The sequence below is a fragment of the Parabacteroides vesiculifaciens genome, from assembly GCF_049860805.1.
GTDB lineage: Bacteria > Bacteroidota > Bacteroidia > Bacteroidales > Tannerellaceae > Parabacteroides.
This window is the reverse complement of sequence record NZ_CP187555.1, coordinates 3916178-3937508: the sequence shown is the minus strand read 5'-3', so window position 1 is coordinate 3937508 and position 21331 is coordinate 3916178. Positions and strand designations below refer to the sequence as shown.

The following is a 21331-nucleotide window of genomic DNA, read 5'->3' as shown; positions in this document are numbered from 1 at the left end:
AAAACGGACCTATACAGAGCGTCCGTTTCTTATATACACACAGTCCAAATAGAAGTTTTAACTATTTGAATATAAACGATTAGCGGTTCTATGCGGTTTTTACTGCTCTTTTTTCCTGAATTGAGCGGGTGATACTCCGAACTTCGCTTTAAAGCATCGGCTGAAATATACAGTCGAGGCAAACCCTAACCGGTCCGATATTTCATTCACCAGTAAATCAGGTCGTTCCTGCAACAGGGTGGCCGCACGGTTGATGCGTTGGTTTTGTATAAATTCACTGGGAGTCATTCCGGTCAGGTTCTTGACTTTTGTAAAGAACGAACTACGCCCCATATTCAACTCGCGTGCAAGAGCATTGACATCAAAGTCCGGTTCTCCCATCCGCTGATCGACGATCTCCACTATCCGGTTCAAAAGCTGCTGGTCCAATGAAGTTGTAGCCAGTAACTGCACATCAAAGTCAACCTGTTTAGTCAACCGGGACTTCAACAACAAACGGTTCCGGATCAAATTATTACAGCGCATCAACAATACTTTTGCATGGAAAGGCTTACTGATATAATCATCCGCCCCCTGTTGGAGTCCTTCTATATTATATTCGACAGAATCGAGAGCCGTCAGCAAAACGACCGGAATATGACACAAATCGATATTATTCTTGATTTTCATACACATCTCCATACCACTCATCAAGGGCATCATAACGTCGCTGACAACCAGATCCGGCTTTTCCTCATTCGCCTTCCGCAATCCTTCTTCCCCATTCCCGGCTAATATAACCTGATAGAAAGGGGCAAAAAGTGTATTTAATATCTGTAACAACTCTTCATTGTCCTCGACAATCAGAACTTTATAAGAACCAGCCTTTAAACCGGGAAAGGCCTTATCCATTTCTTCGTATTCTTCGGGGGAAATGGAATCCGGCAAGGATTCTCCCTTAATCATCGGTTCGTCCGGGCTTTCCAGAAGAATCGCATTCTTATCATCTTCAAAATGAACCTTTCCCCTTAACAACGTAACTGTAAATATCGTTCCATAGCCGACCTGGCTCTGCACCGCAATATCCCCATGATGAAGATGAATGATATTCTTGCTTAAAGCCAGTCCGAGCCCTGTACCGGGATTGGCTCCCGCTACCTGTTTCCCGTTTTCGGCCTGATAAAAGCGGTCGAAGATATGCGATACGTCATCTGCCGAAAGCCCGATGCCCGTATCGATTACTTTTATACGGACTTCATTTTCATCCGAAGATACATACAATTCTACCGTACCTCCCGGCTTCGTGTATTTAAATGCGTTTGACAAAAGATTGTAAAACACTTTCTGCAACTGATTGGAATCAAACCATAACGAGATGTTCTCCTCTGCATTCTGAAAATTAAATGTAATGGATTGTTGAGTCGCCAACTCACAATACGAAAGATAAATATCTTTCAGAAAGGGAATCAGGTTCTGTTCGCAAACATGCAACGAGACATAGTTTTGTTCTAACTTCCGGAACTCCAATAGTTCGGAAATCATGTTCCGCATCCGGTTTGCATTCTTACTGATCTTAATAATCCGGTTATACAGGGTCGGAGGAAGGGAAGAACTCTGAAAAAGCATTTCTATCTGACTAATAATAAGCGTCAGAGGCGTCCGGAACTCATGGCTGATGTTGGTAAAGAAACGTAGTTTCGCCTGGTTCAGTTCTTCGTTTCGCCTTTTCTCTTCCCGTTCCTTTTCGAGGGACAACGCCAATTTACGCCTGGCATTCAAAATCCTTACAGTCAAATAAGTGATTGTAATAGTAGTCAGGATATACAGCGCCCACGCCCAACCCGTTTTATACCAGGGTTGGGCAATCTGGATATCCAGATATATTTCACGATGGTTCATCAAGTGCCGGGACAGATTCTTTTCACGAACCAGTAATGTATATTTGCCGGGATCCAGGTTCGTATAATAGATACTGGAAGAAGAAGTGGAAACCCAATCATCGTCAAAACCGACTAACCGGTATTGATATTCATTATTCTTTTGGATATCGATATAATTGGTTGTGGCAAAGTTTATAATCAGATTGTTTTGCTTGTAGTTCAAATGAATGGATTTGCTGAAAGGAAAGGCTTCTTTCAGTATATTCCCCGAAACGGCTCCCGGATAGATTCTTTTATTATGAATATACAACTCTGAAAAATATAAGGAGTAATTCTTTTCCGTCTTATCGAGGTCTTCCCGGTAAAAAGAGGTCAGTCCGTCATTCCCTCCGACAAAAAGTTCATTATTCCGACACACCAGAATCCCGCAGCCATCCGCAATGGATGTGATCGGCAAGTTCGCCCCCAGCGTCGCAAACCGGGTATTTCCGCTGAAAGGATTCAGGAAGGTAACTCCTTTATCACTGGTCACCAGCAGCTCTTCCGAATTGGTCTCTGCAACATTGTAACAATAATTGCTCAATAGATGTCCGCTTTCCTGCGAATAATGGATGAAAGAATCGGTCTGTTTGTCATACCGATACAGGCCGCCTCCCAAAACCACAAAATAGATATCCCCGTCGCGGGTAGTCATGATCCGTTTAGGTTCGAACTGGATTCCATAGCGGGGTAAAGCATACTGTTTCTGATTGTGCGGATGGGAGAGTTCTATCTTGTATAGAGAAGTCCCGATCAAAATCCATAAATTTTCTTCCTTATCGATCGTAAAGCTCTGGGCATTTCTGCATAGCCATTGGAACCGGTCCGTATCGAGATCCATAACAAAAGTCCCGTTCATCGCGCTTACATACAGCTTATCGTTATGAATCATCGTATGGAAGATGATACCATCCGGCTTTATGTCTCCTTCCCTGTAATCATCCAGGTAGTTATGAAAAATACCGGTCCTTATATCGTAGCGGGTAAGCCCTCCGTGATGCGTGCCGATATACAAACGGTTCCGCTTCTCGTCGTACGCAATGCATTTTAGGTTATTCTGCAATACCGAATTAGGATGACCGGCAGTGAAGTATTTAAAGGTGCGTGTCTTGCGATCCATAAAGTTCAATCCACCCCCTTCGGTACAAATCCAGATGTTACCCTCTTTATCTTCCGCCAGATTCCCGACGAACGAATAATTCAGACATTCCTTTCTCAAAGGGTTATCCGTATAATGGGCGAATATTTCCCTTTCCGCATTAAAATAGTTCACACCTCCATAATAGGTACCGACCCATATGGTTTCCTGTGCATCTATATAAATGGAGAAAACAGAAGAATGTGACAGGCTACCCGGCAAATGATCCTGCTGATATACTGTAAACTGATCCGTATAGGGATTATATTTGTGCAGTCCCATAAAAGTGCCGAACCAGATATTTCCAAACCGGTCTTCGGCAAAGCTCCGGATTTGGCTGTTTTCTATATGGAAAGGTGCGGGTTTGGTCTCCGAATACCAAGTGATCCTCCCATCCTGCATGATCCTGTATAAGCCACCGGTACGACAACCGGCCCATATTTCGCCCGTAGAACTTTCAAATAAACGGTAAAATTCCGGTCCTTCAATCAGACAACGAATTTTTTTATCCTCCTCAATCACATACAAACCTTCGTAAGTTCCGATCCAAATCTTCTTCTCCGAAATCAGCAGGCAAGAAATGCCGGGGGTGTTTGTCTTCGCATAAAGTTGCAGACTATCTCCTTTTTCATCATACCGGCAGACCATATCGTCATACCCTGTCCATATATCACCATTTGCCGAAGTAACCGTTTTCGCCTTACAGCCGCCGACGACACAAAACTTCTCTTTCCGGATATCATATCTCACCAAAGAATCGCAGGTTCTGAAGAAAATATCCCCTTGCCTGTTTCCGGTGAGATGGTCGCATTCATGTCCGAGTAAAACATTTATAGAACTTTCCGGGTCCAGGTTCTCCCAGCCTTTATACACCCGCATCCGTTCCCCGTCATAGATGCTGACGCCTTCGCGCGTACCGAACCACATGCGTCCCAACCGGTCTTGATAAATGGACATAACGGAGACCTGCGACAAACCGTCACTCATGCCAAGATGTTTAAAATAAACCGGATAGGCCATCTGGTGTATGAATACAAAACACAACAACAGAAGTAGCTTTTTCATATCTTTTTACACAAACTGATAAAATAGTTTTCTCGTTCCTCAACACAAAGATAACGATATTTGCATGATATCATATTCAGGCAAGCAAAATACTGTCTTTATCGCTTTTCTCAAATAAGTTCCCTCCACTCCTCGTCAGTCAATTGTTGCAGCGGGTCGTTTTCTGTGATAAAGCGGTCTGACAAATCGCTTTTCCGTTCCTGCAACTGGCGGATTTTCTCTTCGATCGTGCCGGAGGTGATGAAGCGGAAAACAAATACCTGTTTTTGTTGTCCGATACGATGCGCGCGGCTCTCCGCTTGCATTTCGGCCGCCGGATTCCACCACGGGTCGAGGATAAAGACATAATCGGCTTCAGTCAGATTAAGTCCTACGCCTCCGGCTTTCAGGGAGATAAAAAAGGCCGAGACCTCTTTATTCCGGGAGAAACGGGCAATCTCGCCTTCACGGTCCGTCGTACTTCCGGTCAGCAACGCATATTCCCAGCCGCGCGCCTCAAACTCGGCGGCAAGCAGTTTCAGATGGGTGACAAATGACGAAAATATCAAGACCTTATGTCCCTCGCTAAGCAGAGTTTCATACGCTTCCAGCACCTGTTCCATCTTCCCGGAGCTTCCCGTATATTCCGGGAAAATCATACCGGGATGATTGGCAAGCTGGCGGAGACGGGTGATGCCGTTCAGGGCGATGATTTTGTTTTTATGCCATTCTTCAAGTAAAGAATTACGCAACGTGTTTTTCTCCTTCGTATAAACATCCTGCTGGTCTTCCGACATTCCGCAATAGACCACCTCTTCCATTAGCGGAGGTAATTCGGGTGCGACCTGCTCTTTGGTGCGGCGAAGGAAAAACGGACGGATCAAGTGCTGCAACCGCTGACGGGCACGCTCGTTGCCTTCCTTTACAACCGGATTGATGAAACGGTTCCTGAAATCCGCCAGTGATCCCAGTAAGCCGGGATTAATGAAGTTGAACTGTGCCCACAAGTCTTTCAGCGAATTCTCGATCGGAGTTCCGGTCAATACCAACCGGTTGTCGCTCTTAAGACGCATGGCGGCATGATAAGAGACTGAGTCGGGATTTTTGATGTTCTGGCTTTCATCCAGGATCACATATTTGAAGGTATAGTTTTCCAGTAATTCAATGTCCCGGCGCAGTAGCCCGTAGGTCGTCAATACAACCGGATAGCGGTCAAATTTCTTCCACGGTTCACGGCTTCGCTGATCCCCTGCATATTCATATACCCGCAAAGTACTGAACCGTTGTATCTCCCTTTTCCAATTAGGGAGCAGGGAGGCGGGGACGACAATAAGAGAGGCTTGCACCTTTTCCTGCTGTACCGTTGCCCGCACAGGAGAAGCCGTTTCGGAAGATAAGACGACAAAATCGGAATCCGCTCCCTCTTCTTCTCCGCCAAAAAGAGAAAATTGTCCGAACTTATCGGCCGTATAAGACGACAAAGGCACCGGCTTCTGTGGCCGCACTGTTTCGGGGGCAGAAGGATCATATAAATATTGTAATAATGTAATGGTCTGCAAAGTCTTTCCCAATCCCATATCGTCCGCCAGGCAACCCCCGAAACCGTTGGCGGCCAAATGCGCCATCCATGTAAAGCCTTCCTGTTGATAAGGGCGGAGGGTTGCATGTATCCGGGGAGGAACAGGAATCTCTTCTTTTTCCACATACTCTTTCGAAGCGGCCGGAACATTGTTGTCTTTCAACCCGTCGACCAACCCCACATACATCTTACGCACACGCAACTTTCCTTCCAGTTCGCTGCTAAAGCTAAAAAGGTCGCTATATTTTTCAAACCATTCTTCCGGCAGCAAAGCCACCTTCCCGTCAGGCAATTTGAACAAACGATCGCCTTCCAGGATATGCTTCCGGAAAAGGATAAACGGGAATACATACTCCCCGATACGGACGGTTATGCGGATTTCAAACCAGTCCGGCGTATCCGCTATATCTTGTTCCAAAAGAATATCTCCCACAAAATAAGTCGTACCGGAACCGCCATCGACATTCAAAGTAAAATGAACTTCCAACTTTTCTTTATGCTTAAGAAGCCATTCGACCAGTGCATATTCCGATACACAGCCGGCAAGCGAAAATTGCATATCTCCCACTTGCGTAAAGCCATAGCCGTGCAAAAAATCCAGACATTCCTGCTCCTTCCGCTGATTCCGTTTGAAATAGCGGACTACCGGTTTTCCCTCCTCTTCCTCCAAACGCGGGTAGCAACGCTGCATTGCCTGCCCGGGGGAAAAACAGGCATCGCCATAATAAAAACGCAACTGCAAAACCGGACGGTCCAACACGGAGGGCGTAACGGACAGTTCCGCCACGCACGGCCGGTATTCCACTATCATATCAAAGCCAGAAGCGCTGGCCGGATAACGGACCATCATCGGCAAGACGATCTTTTCCAGATAGCGGCGCGCCTGGGAGGCGGGTACTTCTACAAATGTCTTTTCCAGAAAAGGGTTCAGCCTCGGCATCTCGATCCGCTTGAATACAAGCAAATCGCGTCCCAACACCAATGTGGCGGGCCGTGCACACAAAACAAGCACCGGTTTCTTCCTTTGCAGTGGGACCAAACGTCCTTCCAATTCACAGTTCACTGCATAGCGGAAGACTTGTTCCGTCAGTTCAAATCTGAACGAGGCCTCGGCCAAAGTGACGGGAATAAAAATCCGGTGATGTTCATATAGGAACTTAGTAGCTGTTTCCCTGATATACAAAGGGATGGATGAAGCCTGGATCAGCTCGACAATCTCTCGTTGCTTCCGGTCGATATAGTTCCGCACCGGCTCTCTCCGGGCAGGATCGGACAGCTTCGACAGGAACGCGTTAACGGTCCGTTCCTTCGAATACACTTTCATCAAATTCTTTTCGGAATAACTCTGGGCCAGGGAAATAATCTTTTTCTCGGCCGTAGACACCCGGTTTTCTTCTACAAATGTCGCTTTCTCCTCCGCCTCGAGCACACCCGGCGAAACTTCTTTCGCCAAATACGGGATCAGCAGCGGACCGAAAACGGGATGATTATTAATCGTTACTATTAGCTGGCGGCCTTCAGACATATCTTTTCCTTCAATCTTACAAAGATAGAAGGCTTTTACTGATCCGGCAAAAGATCACCCGGAATTTTCTTTCATTTTCATCCATACGCACTTGCCCCTTATTGTCATTTTTCTAAAAAAGCTATTGGTTCAAATCGAAACTACTACCGCGTCTAATTCGATTTTCTACCCCATCTAAATCAAATTACCCGCAAGGGTAATATTTTTTAACAAACAGGCATTTTCAATAAATTGCTACTGTTCAATTTTTTATGTTGTATTTCCGACTTTCCGGGGGATATTGTCGTTTCTTTTTACAAATCCCATTATTTTGCTTATCTTTGTAAGATAACAATCTCCGTTCGTATGAAAAACATAGTTGTATTTGTTCTTTTATCCATCGCCTTTTTCTCTTGCAGGGAAAATCAGGTCGCTTCGGAACAGATGGATCGGGCGGAAACGTTACTGCCGGTTCATCCGGACAGTGCATACGCGATATTGGAAGGAATAGCACTGCCGGACAAACTGAACGAACGGCAGTTCGCCCGTTGGTGTATGCTCTATAGCCGGGCGGCAGATAAGCTATTTAAAGACATGCTCTACACCGAACAGCTCAACCGCGCTTTAGACTGGTACAAAAGTCACGGAACAGCAGAGCAAGAGGCTTGGATCGGCCTGTACTTGGGACGCTCGTATATGGAAGACAAACTTTTCATCCCGGCAACAAATGCTTATTCGGAAGCGTTGGATTTGGCAAAGGAGAAACATTTATATAATGTAGCCGGATATATCTGCAGTTATATGGCAGACTTGTACACTTACACCGGGCAACGTTCCGAAGAACGGCGAAAGTATGAAGAGGCTGCCGCCTTTTTCAAAAAAGCAAATAATACGCGGAGTTATGCGTTTGCCTTGCGGGATATCAGCATAACCTGGGTATTCGAGGATTCTGTTTCCCTCGCACTTGACCTAATGCTGAACGCCGATTCGATCGTTACAGAAATGAATGATTCAGTCGGAATAGCTTCGATTGCAAACGGATTAGGGAATATTTATAAGCACTTGGATCAAATAGACAAGGCGAAGTCCTATTTCTTCAGAAGTTTGGCTTATGACACGATAAATAAAGCTTCTACCTATATGGCATTAAGTCATATGTTTTTAAATAACGGCCTATTGGATTCAGCACGCTTTTACTTAGAAAAAACAGGTTCGACAAGTCGAAATCCATATTTTTATTCGGATCGTTTATATACCAATTATATGATCGAAGAAGAAGATAATAACCCATTAGAAGCATTACAATATTTGGAACAATATTGCGAAGCAAAAGATTCTCTGTATGATGTAAAAATGCAAGTCGATATCATCGATGCAGAAAAGCGACATGATTCATTGGTCGTTATCAGACAAAACCAAAAACTATATTCTATCATCTACTTATTAAGCGGGCTTATCCTTTTCGTCAGCTTAACCAGCGTTTTGTTCTATCTGTATAAGAACCAGCAAAGACTGGATAAAATCAATAAACAGCAGCAACTATTAGACGAAAAAGAGCAACTGTTAGCTAAATTGGAAAATGAAATCAAGCAAAAAGGGATAATCGACATCAGTACAAGTAAAGAAGAGGATATGCAAATTCGCGAAAAAATGGTTCAAGCCAAAAAGGAAATCCTTATTCTGAAATGTGAGAAACTACAGCATTCCTTACTTTTCCAAGAGCTGATAGAGCGTACGAACAACAAGAAAAAATATGGACAAACGCTTTCAGAACAAGATTGGGAGAACTTAAAAGAGCTGATTGACTCCGCTTGTCCGAACTGGCAAGCAGCCGTACAAGATATAGAAACTTTGAAAAAAGCCGAGATAGAAACCTGCTACCTTAGTTTCTTGAATATCAGCATAAAATCAGAAGCTATGCTTTTAGGGATCAATCCGGATTCTGCCAATAAACGCAGGCTTAGAACTCGCCAAGCGTTGAAACTAGCCAATACAAAAACAGGAATTTGCGAATTTATCATTCAAAAGACATTGGAGAATATCGTAATTTAACTCTTACATTTTATATTGCATTTCTATTGAAACATAAAGCTTTAAGGCTATTTGTCCATATAAATCCAGGCTTGTCCATATACTTTTTGACCGTTTTTGGCGCTCTCAAAGTCCACTACTACTTTTGCCAAAGATTTTTAAAACAAAAATGGAATGAACGCAATTAGAAAATTGGGGAGTCTGATATTGGTTCTGGCAATTTCGCTTCCTTGCTTTGCAAAAAAGAAAGTTAAATTCAAAATAAACGAATAGCCATGAAAAAATTATTATTATTATTTTTATTCATTTCAACCACCGCTTTCGCTCAGACCGAACACGGTCTGTTGATCGGTGGCGGTATCGGCTTTCCGATGCAGGACAGCCACAAATCAGATTGGAACACATCTGATCTTGGTTATAACCATGATTTGAAAGGCAATGGTATGATCGGCTACCGTGTCCGTTTCCAGCCCGAATGCAAATCTTTTTTTGACTTGGATGCAACGATCGGATTCCAAGGCATGAGCACGTATCAGTATTCTCTTTTCTTTGAAGGAGACGGTGATGGGAATTATGGTACAAGTGAAGACGGAAAAAGTTTTACCGATTTCATCATGCCGATTTCCATCACCGCCAGTTGGAACTATCGCCTTACCGACAAATTCCATTTCGGCTTAGGGGCAGCTCCTACATTATATGTACAGCCTCAAGCCGTATTCGACCTCTCCGTAATGGCTAAAGCCGGTTACCGGTTGAGTAAACATTGCGAATTGGGACTCTCTTATCAATATGGTTTCCTGAACACACTGAAACACTTCAACGACGGTCCGGCACTCGGGCGTCGGGGGCATTTGTCTGATTTGATGCTATCGGTGTACATCCCGTTTTCTATCAAATAAGCAAAATAACCAAGCGGCAGGATGGGGGTTTTTCAATTTTTCCTGTCGTATCGATGAATACAACAAATAAATAGTTTATAATATGAGAAAAAAAGAGTCGTTTATTCAGCAAAGCCTCGTATTAATCCTTATCCTTGCCGTAAGTACAGGTATAAAGGCCAATGCCCAATTACAGGTGATGCCTGAAGCCGGTGTTTCCATATTGAAAAAGAAAACTATGGATGCGACGGTCTCACCTCGCATCGGAATGCGGTTGAACTATAACTTCCAAGGCGAACAAGGATGGGCTGTTGCTTCCGGTTTATATTTTTACCAAAAGAAAGAAGCTTATACAACCGGAGCATTACGTTTACAAAAACCTGATGGAACCTACCAAGAATATCCATTCACACCCGGTGTAAACGGAATTGATTATAACGGAGGAATAAATCAATTCAGTATCAAAGACTTCGACACGAAAAGAGATTATTTACAAATTCCGCTCTTAGCCCAATACAAATGGAAACTAAACGAAAATTATGCAGTTTCAATAGCTGCCGGACCTTATTTTGCAATTGGTGTAGGCGGAAAAAACAAATTCTCGGAAACGGTTTATTCAGTTCCCAACAATACAAGCTCAATCCATCAAGAGAGTTGGAGCACTTTTGACTTATATGCTTATGACCGGTTCGATATGGGGATCGCATCGCAAGTCGCTATTCAGGCTCATAACATCGTTTGCAATTTAGGATATGAGGTCAATTTGTATCGGCATAGTGTTATGGGAAGAGAGCATAATATTACGATAGGGATAGGGTATTTGTTTTGAAGCAACCCGAACTTCCAAACGACGTACGACAAACAATACCCCATCCTTTTCCCCACGTCGGCAGAAAAAGCCTTTCTTTCCGTTTCGTCTTTTTGAAGCGGGAAAGGGCTTTTCCCCGACTCTCGCCAGTAACGCTTACCTGTTTGTCTCCGGATCGTCCGGAAAAGCCACAGCATGAGTCTGCAAATAGATGCTCATGCAGCAGTAATTGCATGCCCATGAAATTTGGAACGCATGCCCGTGTAACCACAGATGTCAGTTTGTCGTCATCCGAATGTCAGCAAATCTTCAGATTTTAGACTGTCATTCAGCCGGTTCTTTTAATATATTTCTAATCTCTTCCACACAATTTATAGCGTATCAGGACGTTGGTATTAAACGTAAATGCTTACCTTTGCGGCCGATTGTCCGTCAAGAGGATAATAGATTTAGACAATTAATTATTACACTTTATACAAAGTATGGGAAAGTATAAACTGATCAACAACGCGTTGGGCTGGATTGTTTTTGCGATCGCTTCGACCGTTTATTTGATGACTATGGAACCCACTGCCAGCTTCTGGGACTGCGGTGAGTTCATTTCTTCGGCTTACAAGCTGGAAGTAGGGCATCCGCCCGGAGCACCGTTCTTTATGTTGACGGCCAACCTGTTTACACAACTTGCATCCGACCCTGCCACAGTGGCAAAGATGGTGAATACGATGTCTGCCCTGTTTAGCGGACTGACGATCCTGTTCCTTTTCTGGAGTATCACCCATCTTGCCCGCAAGATTATGGTGAAAGACGGAGAAGAGGCCTCTTTAGGCCAGATGATTACCATTATGGGTAGCGGCCTGGTGGGAGCGTTGGCTTATACATTCAGTGATACATTCTGGTTCAGTGCCGTGGAAGGGGAAGTTTATGCCTATTCATCGCTCTTTACAGCCGTCGTTTTCTGGCTGATCCTGAAGTGGGAAGCTGTTGCCGACAAGCCACATGCAGACCGCTGGATCGTGCTGATCGCTTACCTGATGGGGTTGAGTATCGGTGTCCACTTACTGAACTTGCTGTGTATCCCGGCTATCGTGCTGGTATATTACTATAAGAAATTCCCGAATCCTACAATGAAGGGTACGTTGGTTGCCCTGCTCGTTTCTTTCGCTATTATTGCGTTGATGATGTATGGTGTCGTACAGGGATTGGTCGAGGTTTGCGGTTATTTCGAACTGTTGTTTGTCAACATATTAGGTATGCCTTACAATTCCGGAGTATTTGCTTATGTGATCATTGTGGCTGGCGTATTGATCTGGTCTATTTGGGAAACCATGCGCGACGAGATCCATCCGACACGTATGAAAATTGCATTCATCCTGTCGATCGTATTGATCGGTATTCCGTTTATCGGCAGCGGTTACGTGTTGGCGGTCATTCTGACTGCAGCTTTGAGCCTGTACCTGTTCAAGAGCCAAAAGGTGAATATCAAGACACTGAATACGGTCTTAGTCTGCCTGATGGTTGTCGTTGTGGGCTATTCTTCGTATGCACTGACGCTGATCCGTGCAACGGCCGACACACCGATGAACCAGAACGCGCCGAGCGATATCTTTACGCTGCGTACCTATCTGGCACGTGAACAATATGGCAAGACTCCGCTCCTTTACGGGCAGACCTACGTATCGGAAGTACAGCGCGAAAACCAGGGAGGAAGTTGCGTACCTGTTACGACAGAAGGCGAACCGACCTGGAGCCGTGTGATCAAGAAAGACAAAAACGAGAAAGACCGTTATTATGTGTCCCGCACCGACCAGGAATATAAATATGTCGACGAACTGAACATGCTGTTCCCGCGTATGTACAGTTCCGACCCGCGCCATGTACAAGCCTACAAGGATTGGGCGCAGGTAAAAGGGCAACCGGTGAAATATAACTATTGCGGAGAGATGAAGAGCGTAATGAAACCGACATTCGCGGAAAACCTGAAGTTCTTCTTCTCCTACCAGTTGAAGTTTATGTACTGGCGCTATTTCATGTGGAACTTCTCCGGCCGTCAGAACGACATCCAGGGAAATGGCGAGGTGATAAACGGCAACTGGATTACCGGTATTCCGTTTATTGACGAAGTGCTGGTGGGCCCGCAGGAAGATATGCCGTTCGATATCGTGAATAATAAAGGGCACAATGTCTATTATATGTTGCCGTTGTTGTTAGGGATCTTAGGTCTGCTGTTCCAGGCTTATTCGGGACAGAAAGGGATCCAGAGTTTCTGGGTGACCTTCTTCCTGTTCTTCATGACCGGTCTGGCGATCGTGTTGTACCTGAACCAGACGCCGTACCAGCCGCGTGAACGAGACTATGCGTATGCCGGATCGTTCTATGCGTTCTGTATCTGGATCGGGTTCGGTGTCGCGGCACTGGCAAAAGGATTGGAGCGATACGGCAAATTGAACCCGGTTATCGCCGGATCGGTGGCCACCGTGCTCTGCCTGCTCATACCTATCCAGATGGCCGGACAGAACTGGGACGACCACGACCGCTCGGGACGCTATGTCTGCCGCGATTTCGGTTCCAACTATCTGGAATCCTGCGAGCCGAATGCGATCATCTTCACCAACGGCGATAACGACACATTCCCTTTGTGGTATGCCCAGGAGGTAGAAGGCGTCCGCACCGATGTCCGCGTATGTAACACCAGCTACCTGCAGACCGACTGGTACATCGACCAGATGAAGAAACAGGCTTACGAGTCCGCTCCGCTGCCTATCACCTGGACACGCGACCAGTATATACAAGGAACCCGCGATGCGGCCTATGTATTCCCGCTGACAAAAGATTCGATCGACTTGAACACAGCGCTGAACTTTGTCCGCAGCGACGATCCGAAGTTCAAGAAGATTCCGGGTATCAACCAGGAACTGGATTATATTCCGGCCGACAAACTGTACTACAAGGTCGACTCTGTCGCCGGAGCCAAGATCTTAGGCGGCAAGACAGACGGTATGGTAGACCAGATGATGATCAACCTCGCCGGAAAGAATGCGTTGGGTAAACAGGAACTGACGATCCTCGACATGTTGCAGACCAACAACTTCGAACGTCCGATGTACTACGCGATCACGGTTAGCCCGGATCAGTTCGTCAACTTAGACGGCTACTTCGAACAGACCGGTCTTGCTTACCAGGTCGTTCCGAAAAATGCCAACAAGGCAGTCAACACCGACAAGATGTATGACAACGTGATGAACAAATTCAAATGGGGCGGCGTCGATAAACCGGGCGTTTACATCGACGAGAATGTAATGCGCATGTGCAAAAGCTACCGCATGATGCTGTTCAACAAGCTGGCAGAGGCATTGGTAAGAGAAGGCAAGAACGACAAGGCATTGGAAGTACTGGATAAATGTATGCAGGTGCTGCCGCCGGAAAACGTTCCGCTCGACTACACGGCTCTGTCGACCGGTGAGTTATACTATGTGCTGGGCCAGAAAGAGAAGGCAGAAGAAGTATTTGCAGGCATTGCCGAGAACATGATGCGTAACATCAACTGGTACTTCCGCTTGAACCCGATGCAGTTGGCATCTGTAGAATCTGAATTGTTGCAGGATATGCAGATCATGAATCAGATATTGTTAATTAACAAGCATTACAACCCCGAATTCAATAAGAAATACCAGGAAGAGTTTGACAACTACCGTATGGCTTACGAATCGGTGGGTAGGGAATAGATATGTTTATAGAACAACCGCCCTGGTTTTACAGGGTCCTGTTTCCAGGGGTAATCTGGCGGATTCCGGCAAAGAAGAAGTGTGTATATCTCACCTTCGACGATGGCCCGGTCCCCGAGGTTACCCCTTGGGTATTGGATATATTAGACAAATATGGCGTAAAAGCCACCTTCTTCTGTGTCGGGGACAACGTCCGCAAGCATCCGGACATCTACCGGATGGTACTGGACCGGGGACATCGTGTGGGTAACCATACGTTCAACCATATCCAGGGCATCCGCTTCTGGACCAAGAACTATTTAGCTAATGTGGAAAAGGCCGCCGACTATATCAAAAGCGACCTCTTCCGCCCGCCCCACGGTCACATGCGTTTTCCGCAGGTGGTATGGCTCAGGAGGCATTACCGGATCATCATGTGGGACGTGGTGACGCGCGATTACAGCCCGCACATGACACCGAACGGCGTCTTCAACGTGGTGAAGAACTATACCCGCAACGGCTCCGTTATCGTCTTCCACGACTCGCTGAAAGCCGAAGGCAATATGCGCGAAGCGATGCCCCGGGCGATAGAATGGTTGCTGGGGGAAGGGTATGAGTTTAAAGTCTTTGAGTAAATGCTCCTCTCCTCCAAACATATAAAAGAGAAAGCAAAAGAAACTGGCTTCGATGCCTGCGGGATCGCACAAGTGGCGACCGCAGACAGCGAAGCCTTATTTTTTGACAGGTGGTTGAAGGAAGGAAACCATGCAGGGATGGCGTATATGGAGAACCACCGGGAAATCCGGCTCAATCCCGCCGGTTTAGTGGAAGGGGCCAAGACGATCATATCCGTGGCGTTGAATTATTACCCGGAGCAGAAACTTCCGCCTGAAGCGCCCCACATCGCCTACTACGCCTACGGGAAGGATTACCATTTCGTCGTCAAAGAGATGTTGAGCGAGCTATGGACCGCCCTGTTCCCGCGCCCCGCGCGGGATCGCAAGGAAACGGGCGGGAAAGGTATGGATCGCAACGGGCAGTTCTTTTGCGATCCCGCGTCAAGCGCGGGAACGGGACAGGCAGACGTAAAAGCCGCCCGCTTCTTCACCGACTCCGCCCCCATCCTCGAACGCTATTGGGCCTGGAAAGCCGGACTGGGCTGGATCGGGAAAAACACGAACCTGATTATTCCCGGAAAAGGCTCTTTCTTCTTCTTAGGAGAAATCGTCACCACCCTCGAAGCGGACCATTACGACACACCGCAGAAGAACCGTTGCGGCAATTGCACCCGTTGCTTAGACGCCTGCCCGACAGGAGCGCTGGAAGGCCCCCGCCGGCTGAACGCCCGCAAATGCTTATCCTACCTCACCATAGAAAACCGTGGCGAAATCCCCGCCCACCTCGCCGCCCGCCTCGAAAACCGCCTCTACGGTTGCGACACCTGCCAGGAGGTCTGCCCCTGGAACCGCTTTGCCTGCCCGACCGAAGTAGAGGCCTTCCGGCCGACACCGGCCTTACTTTCTTTTCGAAAAGAGGATCTAAAGGTCTTTTCCCGTGAAGAATATAATCGTATATTTGCCAAATCGGCAGTCAAAAGAGCCAAATACGAAGGATTGATACGGAACATACATAACTTAAAAGATTAATACCATGAGAAGGACATTGACAACCTTATCCCTGCGTTTGCTTGCATTCCTGTTTATGCTGGCAGTCGCCTTCTCCGGCAACGCCCAGGAGTTACAAAAGAAGTTAGAAGAACTGAAAGGTATCAGCGGCATCGAGAAGCTGGAATCGGACCATTATGCCGAGAAATATCTCGTGCGCATCACCCAGCCCGTCGACCATCGTAACCCGGCGGCCGGGACGTTCACCCAGCGTGTGATCGTCGCCCATGCCGGTTTCGACCGTCCGACGATATTGGTGACCGAAGGCTACGGGGCGGCGTATGCCCTGAACCCGCGTTACCAGGAAGAACTGTCGAAGCTGCTCGACGCCAATATGGTGTTCGTGGAATACCGCTACTTCCTCGAATCGACCCCGGAGCCCTGCAACTGGGAGTATCTGACGGCTGAAAACTCGGCTTACGACCTGCACAATGTCAACCGGACATTCAAGCAGCTCTATAGCGGCAAATGGGTCAGCACCGGCATCAGCAAAGGCGGCCAGACCACTTGCCTGTACCGCGCCTATTTCCCGGACGACGTAGACTTCTCCGTCCCTTACGTCGCCCCCCTGAACCGCGGCGTGGAAGACGGGCGCCACGAACCGTTCCTCCGCAAGGTCGGCACGAAGAAGGACCGCCGGAAGATCGAAGCCTTCCAGACGGAAATACTGAAACGCAAGGATGAAATCGTCCCGATGCTCGAAAAATTCTGCCGGGACAAGAAGCTGGAATTTCGCATTCCGATGCCCGAAGTGCTTGATTATTGCGTGCTGGAATATCCCTTCGCCCTCTGGCAATGGGGCACGCCGACCAGCGTGATCCCGCCGCTCACGTCCGATGCAAAGACCCTGTTTTACCACTTAGTCGATATCAGCGGCCCCGACTATTTTGCCGAAGACCAGCCGAACATCTCTTTCTTCGTGCAGGCTGCCCGCGAATTAGGCTATTACGGCTACGACACGAAGCCGTTCCGCGATTACCTGACGATCGACAGCAGCAAAGGCTACCTCAACCGCATCATGTTGCCGCGTGAACTGGTCGGCAAGGTGGAATACCGCCCCGAACTCTATCACAAAGTCTACGACTTCCTCCGCGACAACGATCCGAAGATGATCTTTATCTACGGCGAGGTAGACCCGTGGAGCGCCACCCGCGTCCCCGCCTTCAAAGGCAAGAAAAACGAACAGGTCTACATCCAGCCCGGCGGTAGCCATCGCGCCCGTATCGGCAATATGCCCGAAGAGATGAAGGAAAAGATTCTGACGCAGATCAACAAATGGCTGGCGGAGTAGCAGATTCGTTTTTTTATCTTCGGACAAACGAATCCGGAGGCTGGAATCTTATTTTCCTCCTTTAAATACAAGCAAAATGAATATAGAATACACACTTTTACGCCCGGATGCTGGGGGCTACGCCTATCGAGCGCGTCGGCTACCAGCGTCCCATTGGCGGGCTAAATATAAAGGGAAAGAATAGCTTTTCCGGAAAATATAAATATCTTTGTGTGTGTTTCACCTATTGTCTAACTTGTAAATTATAAAAAAGTAAAATGAAAAAGAATCTTCTATTTCAGTTCCTGTTGGCGGCCTTCCTGCTGGCGGCTTTCTCTTGTTCGGATGATGACTCGATGCCGGAAATCGACAATGCAACCACCCTGAATATGCTCGATGTGGAGAACGGCACGACCCGGCTGGGTAATTCGGACATCTACATCAATGCGGCAAACAATTTCCAGACGAACGAATGCCTGATCGCCGAAATCGGTTTGTCGAAAGGGTTGGGAAAGGTTGTCCCGCCCCAGATCGGCAGCGGATTGGTTTACCAGGCGGCCGTAATGCCGGGACATCTCTACCAGGCTTTCAAGGCAGAGGCCGTGATGCAGTTCCCGTCGGGGAAATTCGCACTGGCGCTGGCCGGCGACTACTACCAGTTCTATGTCGATTCTGAGATTATGAAGGAGGAGCAAAGGATAGGCGCTGTCGTCCGCTTTGCCCTGATCGAACCGGAAGACGAAGGGCTACCGGCCTACGACAGCACGATCGGGACAGTGCAGAGCGGTTCCTCAGATGAAATCGTCCATGAATTTCCCGAAGGCACGGAGTTCCGCTATGACAGCAGCCTGGATGAAATCTTCCAGATATCGACCGAAGGCGGTGTACTGAAAGCAAGTATGTGGGTATCGTGGAGCGATACACGGGGTAACTACGCCATCTATGCCCGCCACAACGAGGTGTATACGAAGGTTTATATCAAAGTAGATTAATCAGAACATCCCCTGCACCTTGTAGACAAATTCCATCCAAACCCAATATCGGATCGCCTTCCCGAGAAACATCGAGATCGCTACGATCCAGATATTGGCACGGAGGAAACCGAGCGCCACGGCGATAAAATCGCCTATGCCGGGGAGGAAAACGAAAAAGCCCATCCAGGAACCTTTCCCTCTTATCCAGTCTTGGACTTTCTGCAATTTGACGGCATCTAATTTCAGGTATTTCTCGATCCATTCGACCTTGCCCAGCATACCGAGCCAGTAACAACTCATACCGCCTAAGAAATTACCCAGCGTAGCCGCAATCATACAGGGCCAGTAGGCCGCCCCTGCCAGAAGCACGCCTGTCAGGACAACCTCGCTGCTGAACGGCAAAACCGTCGCAGCTAAGAATGAGGCGATAAACACGCCGATATATCCGTATTCTATAAGAAATTCCATAAACGAATGAATAAAGTAGCAATCAGGATCGCCACGGTTGCAAAAAACGACCAAAACACAATCCTGCCCCGCGTCACCGTAAAGAAATGGGCGATCAGGATAGAGGCAGGCACGCAAGCTGTTTCCAAAAACTCTTCCGACACCTGTTCATAGAGGAAATAAAGGCTGAACGCCCACACGGACATCGCGATCAGGAACGAGAGGAACTGGCGCGAACGAAGCGAATCCTCCGTATCGTGCATGACGATATTCAGGGATGCGACAACCGTCAACAAGGCAATCGCCATAATACTGATCCAATCCAGCAATACGATCCCGTCCGTCGCCAGAAAGCGCACCTTAAAGAGTGTCGAGAAAGGAATGCTGAACGGGGTGAAATCCCGTTGCCACACACACCATCCTAACAGGAACCAATAGACTGTCGCCACCCCCAACAGCGAAGCGATAAAAGTACGGGGCGTCAACGAACGGAAGTTGTACATCCCCAGCCAGAACAAGGGCAGGAACCAGAACAGGTGGATCCAGAGCAGGCTGCCGATGCCGATCAGCAGGGCGGCGCTGTAGGCTTTTTCCCTCGCCTCGGGGTCATGATAGGTCGCAAACAGCTGGTAGATCGCCAGGATCAGGCAGAAAACGCCGACCGAAGTCGATTTCAGAGGGAAGAAATCAGGATTCGTACTGATGAACAGGACATAGAAGAGGAAGGGTAACATCGTCTTCTCCCGTATCAGCACCAGCACATAGTTCGCACGGTGTAAAAGGAAAGCGCCCCCGAACATCAGCGCCATCCCGATGACATACGTAAATTCCTTACCGGGCAACGCCTGGCAAATCGCGTTCCAGAGAGGAGTAGCCGACACCTCGCCATAGACCGGATAGCCTACGGAATACAAATAACTGACGACCCAGCAGACAATGCACGCCAACAGGACCGGCACGAATGTCGGAGGCGCAGAAAAGTCGAACCGACGGGTGTATTTATTATAGGCTACTCGCATTCTTTAATTGAGGATAGGTGAATGATGATTCGCCGGTAAGCCCTTACCGGCAAATTATCATTACAACAATCATTTATAAATCAAATCCGATATCGCTACGGAAATATTTCTTGTCAAAGTCGATCAGCTTGGCGCCGGCGAAGGATTGGGCAAGGGCCTCTTCCTTGTTGGCTCCGTAAGAACTGACAGCGATGACGCGGCCGCCATTAGTCAGGATCTGTCCGCCGGCCGCTTTTGTCCCGGCGTGGAAGACGATGTTCGCGGCAGAGACTTTATCCAGGCCGTTGATCACCTTTCCTTTCTCATACGCTTCGGGATAACCGCCGCTCACCAGCATGACCGTTACGGCTGCACGCGGGTCCTGCACCAAGGTGCGGCTATCCAAATTGCCTTCGGCTACGCCTTCCAGCAGTTCAACCAAGTCGCTCTGGATTCGCAACATGACCACTTCCGTTTCCGGATCGCCCATGCGGCAGTTATATTCGATCACCATCGGCTCGTTCTTCACGTTGATCAGGCCGAGGAAGACAAAGCCCTTATAGTCGATGCCCTCTGCTTTCAGCCCTTCGATGGTCGGGCGGATAATGCGTTCGTCCATCTTCCGCATAAACACCTCGTCGGCAAAAGGAACCGGAGACACAGCACCCATACCGCCTGTATTCAAGCCTGTATTGCCTTCACCGATACGCTTATAGTCTTTTGCAACCGGAAGCACCTTATAGTGCTCGCCATCCGTTATCACGAACACGGAACATTCGATGCCGTCCAGAAACTCTTCGATCACGACCGTCTTGCTGGCGTCGCCGAACATACCGCCCAGCATATCGCCCAGTTCCTTCTTCGCTTCTTCGAGCGTGTCGAGGATCAGCACCCCTTTGCCGGCAGCCAGGCCGTCTGCTTTCAGCACATAAGGGGCTTGCAGTTCTTCCAAGAAAGCATATCCCTCTTCCAGATTCCCGGCAGAGATGCTCTTGTAACGGGCGGTCGGGATGTTGTGACGCATCATGAACGCCTTCGCAAAATCCTTGCTGCCCTCCAGCTGCGCTCCCTCTTTCGAAGGACCGATTACCGGAATACCGGCTAAGGCCGCATCGTTCCTAAAATAGTCATACACCCCTTTCACCAGCGGATCTTCCGGGCCTACCACTACCATGCCGATATTGTTTTGCAGCGCAAACTCCTTGATAGCAGGGAAATCGTCCGCCTTGATATTTACATTCGTACCCACCAATGCGGTTCCTGCATTACCGGGAGCAATGAATAACTGTTCCGTTTTCGGGCTTTGAGCAATCTTCCAGGCTATTGCATGTTCGCGGCCGCCTGAGCCTAATAAAAGAATATTCATTTTTTATAATTGACAATTGACAATTGACAAT

13 protein-coding genes are annotated in these 21331 nt (G+C 47.7%); 8 read left to right on the top strand and 5 right to left on the bottom strand.

Annotated elements, in window-relative coordinates; genetic code table 11:
* Positions 1-99 precede the first annotated feature (99 nt).
* On the bottom strand, positions 100-4101 hold the full coding sequence (locus ACPYIV_RS15780) for a hybrid sensor histidine kinase/response regulator transcription factor (RefSeq protein WP_425883948.1): 4002 nt from the start codon (positions 4099-4101) through the stop codon (positions 100-102).
* A 110-nt stretch (positions 4102-4211) separates the two neighbouring features.
* A complete protein-coding gene (locus ACPYIV_RS15775; RefSeq protein WP_425883946.1) occupies positions 4212-7184 on the bottom strand; it encodes a DEAD/DEAH box helicase in 2973 nt (990 codons plus the stop codon).
* A 345-nt stretch (positions 7185-7529) separates the two neighbouring features.
* On the opposite strand from ACPYIV_RS15775, the gene ACPYIV_RS15770 reads away from it, so the two are divergent.
* The 8 genes from ACPYIV_RS15770 (at position 7530) to ACPYIV_RS15735 (ending at position 18507) form a co-directional block, all read left to right on the top strand.
* Positions 7530-9215, top strand: coding sequence for a hypothetical protein (locus ACPYIV_RS15770; RefSeq protein ID WP_425883944.1), 1686 nt, complete (start codon positions 7530-7532; stop codon positions 9213-9215).
* Between the two features lie 254 nt (positions 9216-9469).
* The gene (locus ACPYIV_RS15765; RefSeq protein ID WP_293732499.1) at positions 9470-10093 is read left to right on the top strand and encodes an outer membrane beta-barrel protein; all 624 of its coding nucleotides are present in this window, start codon (positions 9470-9472) and stop codon (positions 10091-10093) included.
* 82 nt (positions 10094-10175) lie between these two features.
* Positions 10176-10901: an outer membrane beta-barrel protein gene (locus tag ACPYIV_RS15760; RefSeq protein WP_293732498.1), complete on the top strand. Its 726-nt coding sequence runs from the start codon at positions 10176-10178 to the stop codon at positions 10899-10901.
* Between the two features lie 461 nt (positions 10902-11362).
* The gene (locus tag ACPYIV_RS15755; protein ID WP_299361788.1) at positions 11363-14602 is read left to right on the top strand and encodes a DUF2723 domain-containing protein; all 3240 of its coding nucleotides are present in this window, start codon (positions 11363-11365) and stop codon (positions 14600-14602) included.
* A 2-nt stretch (positions 14603-14604) separates the two neighbouring features.
* A complete protein-coding gene (locus tag ACPYIV_RS15750; RefSeq protein WP_293732496.1) occupies positions 14605-15216 on the top strand; it encodes a polysaccharide deacetylase family protein in 612 nt (203 codons plus the stop codon).
* Positions 15217-16227 (top strand): tRNA epoxyqueuosine(34) reductase QueG, encoded by a 1011-nt coding sequence (gene queG, locus ACPYIV_RS15745; RefSeq protein WP_293732495.1) that lies wholly within the window; start codon positions 15217-15219, stop codon positions 16225-16227.
* A 4-nt stretch (positions 16228-16231) separates the two neighbouring features.
* Positions 16232-17536 carry a S28 family serine protease gene (locus ACPYIV_RS15740; RefSeq protein ID WP_299361797.1) on the top strand — a complete coding sequence of 435 codons (1305 nt, stop codon included), beginning with the start codon at positions 16232-16234 and terminating at the stop codon, positions 17534-17536.
* A 257-nt stretch (positions 17537-17793) separates the two neighbouring features.
* The gene (locus ACPYIV_RS15735) at positions 17794-18507 is read left to right on the top strand and encodes a DUF5036 family protein (RefSeq protein WP_425883940.1); all 714 of its coding nucleotides are present in this window, start codon (positions 17794-17796) and stop codon (positions 18505-18507) included.
* Here the strand turns inward: ACPYIV_RS15735 and ACPYIV_RS15730 are convergent, their stop codons facing one another.
* The 3 genes from ACPYIV_RS15730 to purD all read right to left on the bottom strand — a co-directional run bounded on the left by ACPYIV_RS15730 (position 18508) and on the right by purD (position 21300).
* Positions 18508-18957, bottom strand: a complete 450-nt coding sequence (locus tag ACPYIV_RS15730; protein ID WP_293732492.1) for a YqaA family protein — start codon at positions 18955-18957, stop codon at positions 18508-18510. It lies immediately after the preceding gene.
* Positions 18942-19955, bottom strand: a complete 1014-nt coding sequence (locus ACPYIV_RS15725) for a hypothetical protein (RefSeq protein ID WP_293738798.1) — start codon at positions 19953-19955, stop codon at positions 18942-18944. The genes ACPYIV_RS15730 and ACPYIV_RS15725 overlap by 16 nt, the downstream gene beginning before the upstream one ends.
* Positions 19956-20028: 73 nt before the next feature.
* A complete protein-coding gene (purD, locus tag ACPYIV_RS15720) occupies positions 20029-21300 on the bottom strand; it encodes a phosphoribosylamine--glycine ligase (RefSeq protein WP_425883938.1) in 1272 nt (423 codons plus the stop codon).
* Positions 21301-21331 lie beyond the last annotated feature (31 nt).

Coding starts and splice junctions, on each gene's coding strand:
- ACPYIV_RS15770 (WP_425883944.1), top strand. CDS start 7,530: ATGAAAAACATAGTTGTATTTGTTCTTTTATCCATCGCCTTTTTCTCT.
- ACPYIV_RS15765 (WP_293732499.1), top strand. CDS start 9,470: ATGAAAAAATTATTATTATTATTTTTATTCATTTCAACCACCGCTTTC.
- ACPYIV_RS15775 (WP_425883946.1), bottom strand. CDS start 7,184: ATGTCTGAAGGCCGCCAGCTAATAGTAACGATTAATAATCATCCCGTT.
- ACPYIV_RS15740 (WP_299361797.1), top strand. CDS start 16,232: ATGAGAAGGACATTGACAACCTTATCCCTGCGTTTGCTTGCATTCCTG.
- ACPYIV_RS15760 (WP_293732498.1), top strand. CDS start 10,176: ATGAGAAAAAAAGAGTCGTTTATTCAGCAAAGCCTCGTATTAATCCTT.
- ACPYIV_RS15730 (WP_293732492.1), bottom strand. CDS start 18,957: ATGGAATTTCTTATAGAATACGGATATATCGGCGTGTTTATCGCCTCA.
- ACPYIV_RS15755 (WP_299361788.1), top strand. CDS start 11,363: ATGGGAAAGTATAAACTGATCAACAACGCGTTGGGCTGGATTGTTTTT.
- ACPYIV_RS15725 (WP_293738798.1), bottom strand. CDS start 19,955: ATGCGAGTAGCCTATAATAAATACACCCGTCGGTTCGACTTTTCTGCG.
- queG (WP_293732495.1), top strand. CDS start 15,217: ATGCTCCTCTCCTCCAAACATATAAAAGAGAAAGCAAAAGAAACTGGC.
- ACPYIV_RS15780 (WP_425883948.1), bottom strand. CDS start 4,101: ATGAAAAAGCTACTTCTGTTGTTGTGTTTTGTATTCATACACCAGATG.
- ACPYIV_RS15735 (WP_425883940.1), top strand. CDS start 17,794: ATGAAAAAGAATCTTCTATTTCAGTTCCTGTTGGCGGCCTTCCTGCTG.
- purD (WP_425883938.1), bottom strand. CDS start 21,300: ATGAATATTCTTTTATTAGGCTCAGGCGGCCGCGAACATGCAATAGCC.
- ACPYIV_RS15750 (WP_293732496.1), top strand. CDS start 14,605: ATGTTTATAGAACAACCGCCCTGGTTTTACAGGGTCCTGTTTCCAGGG.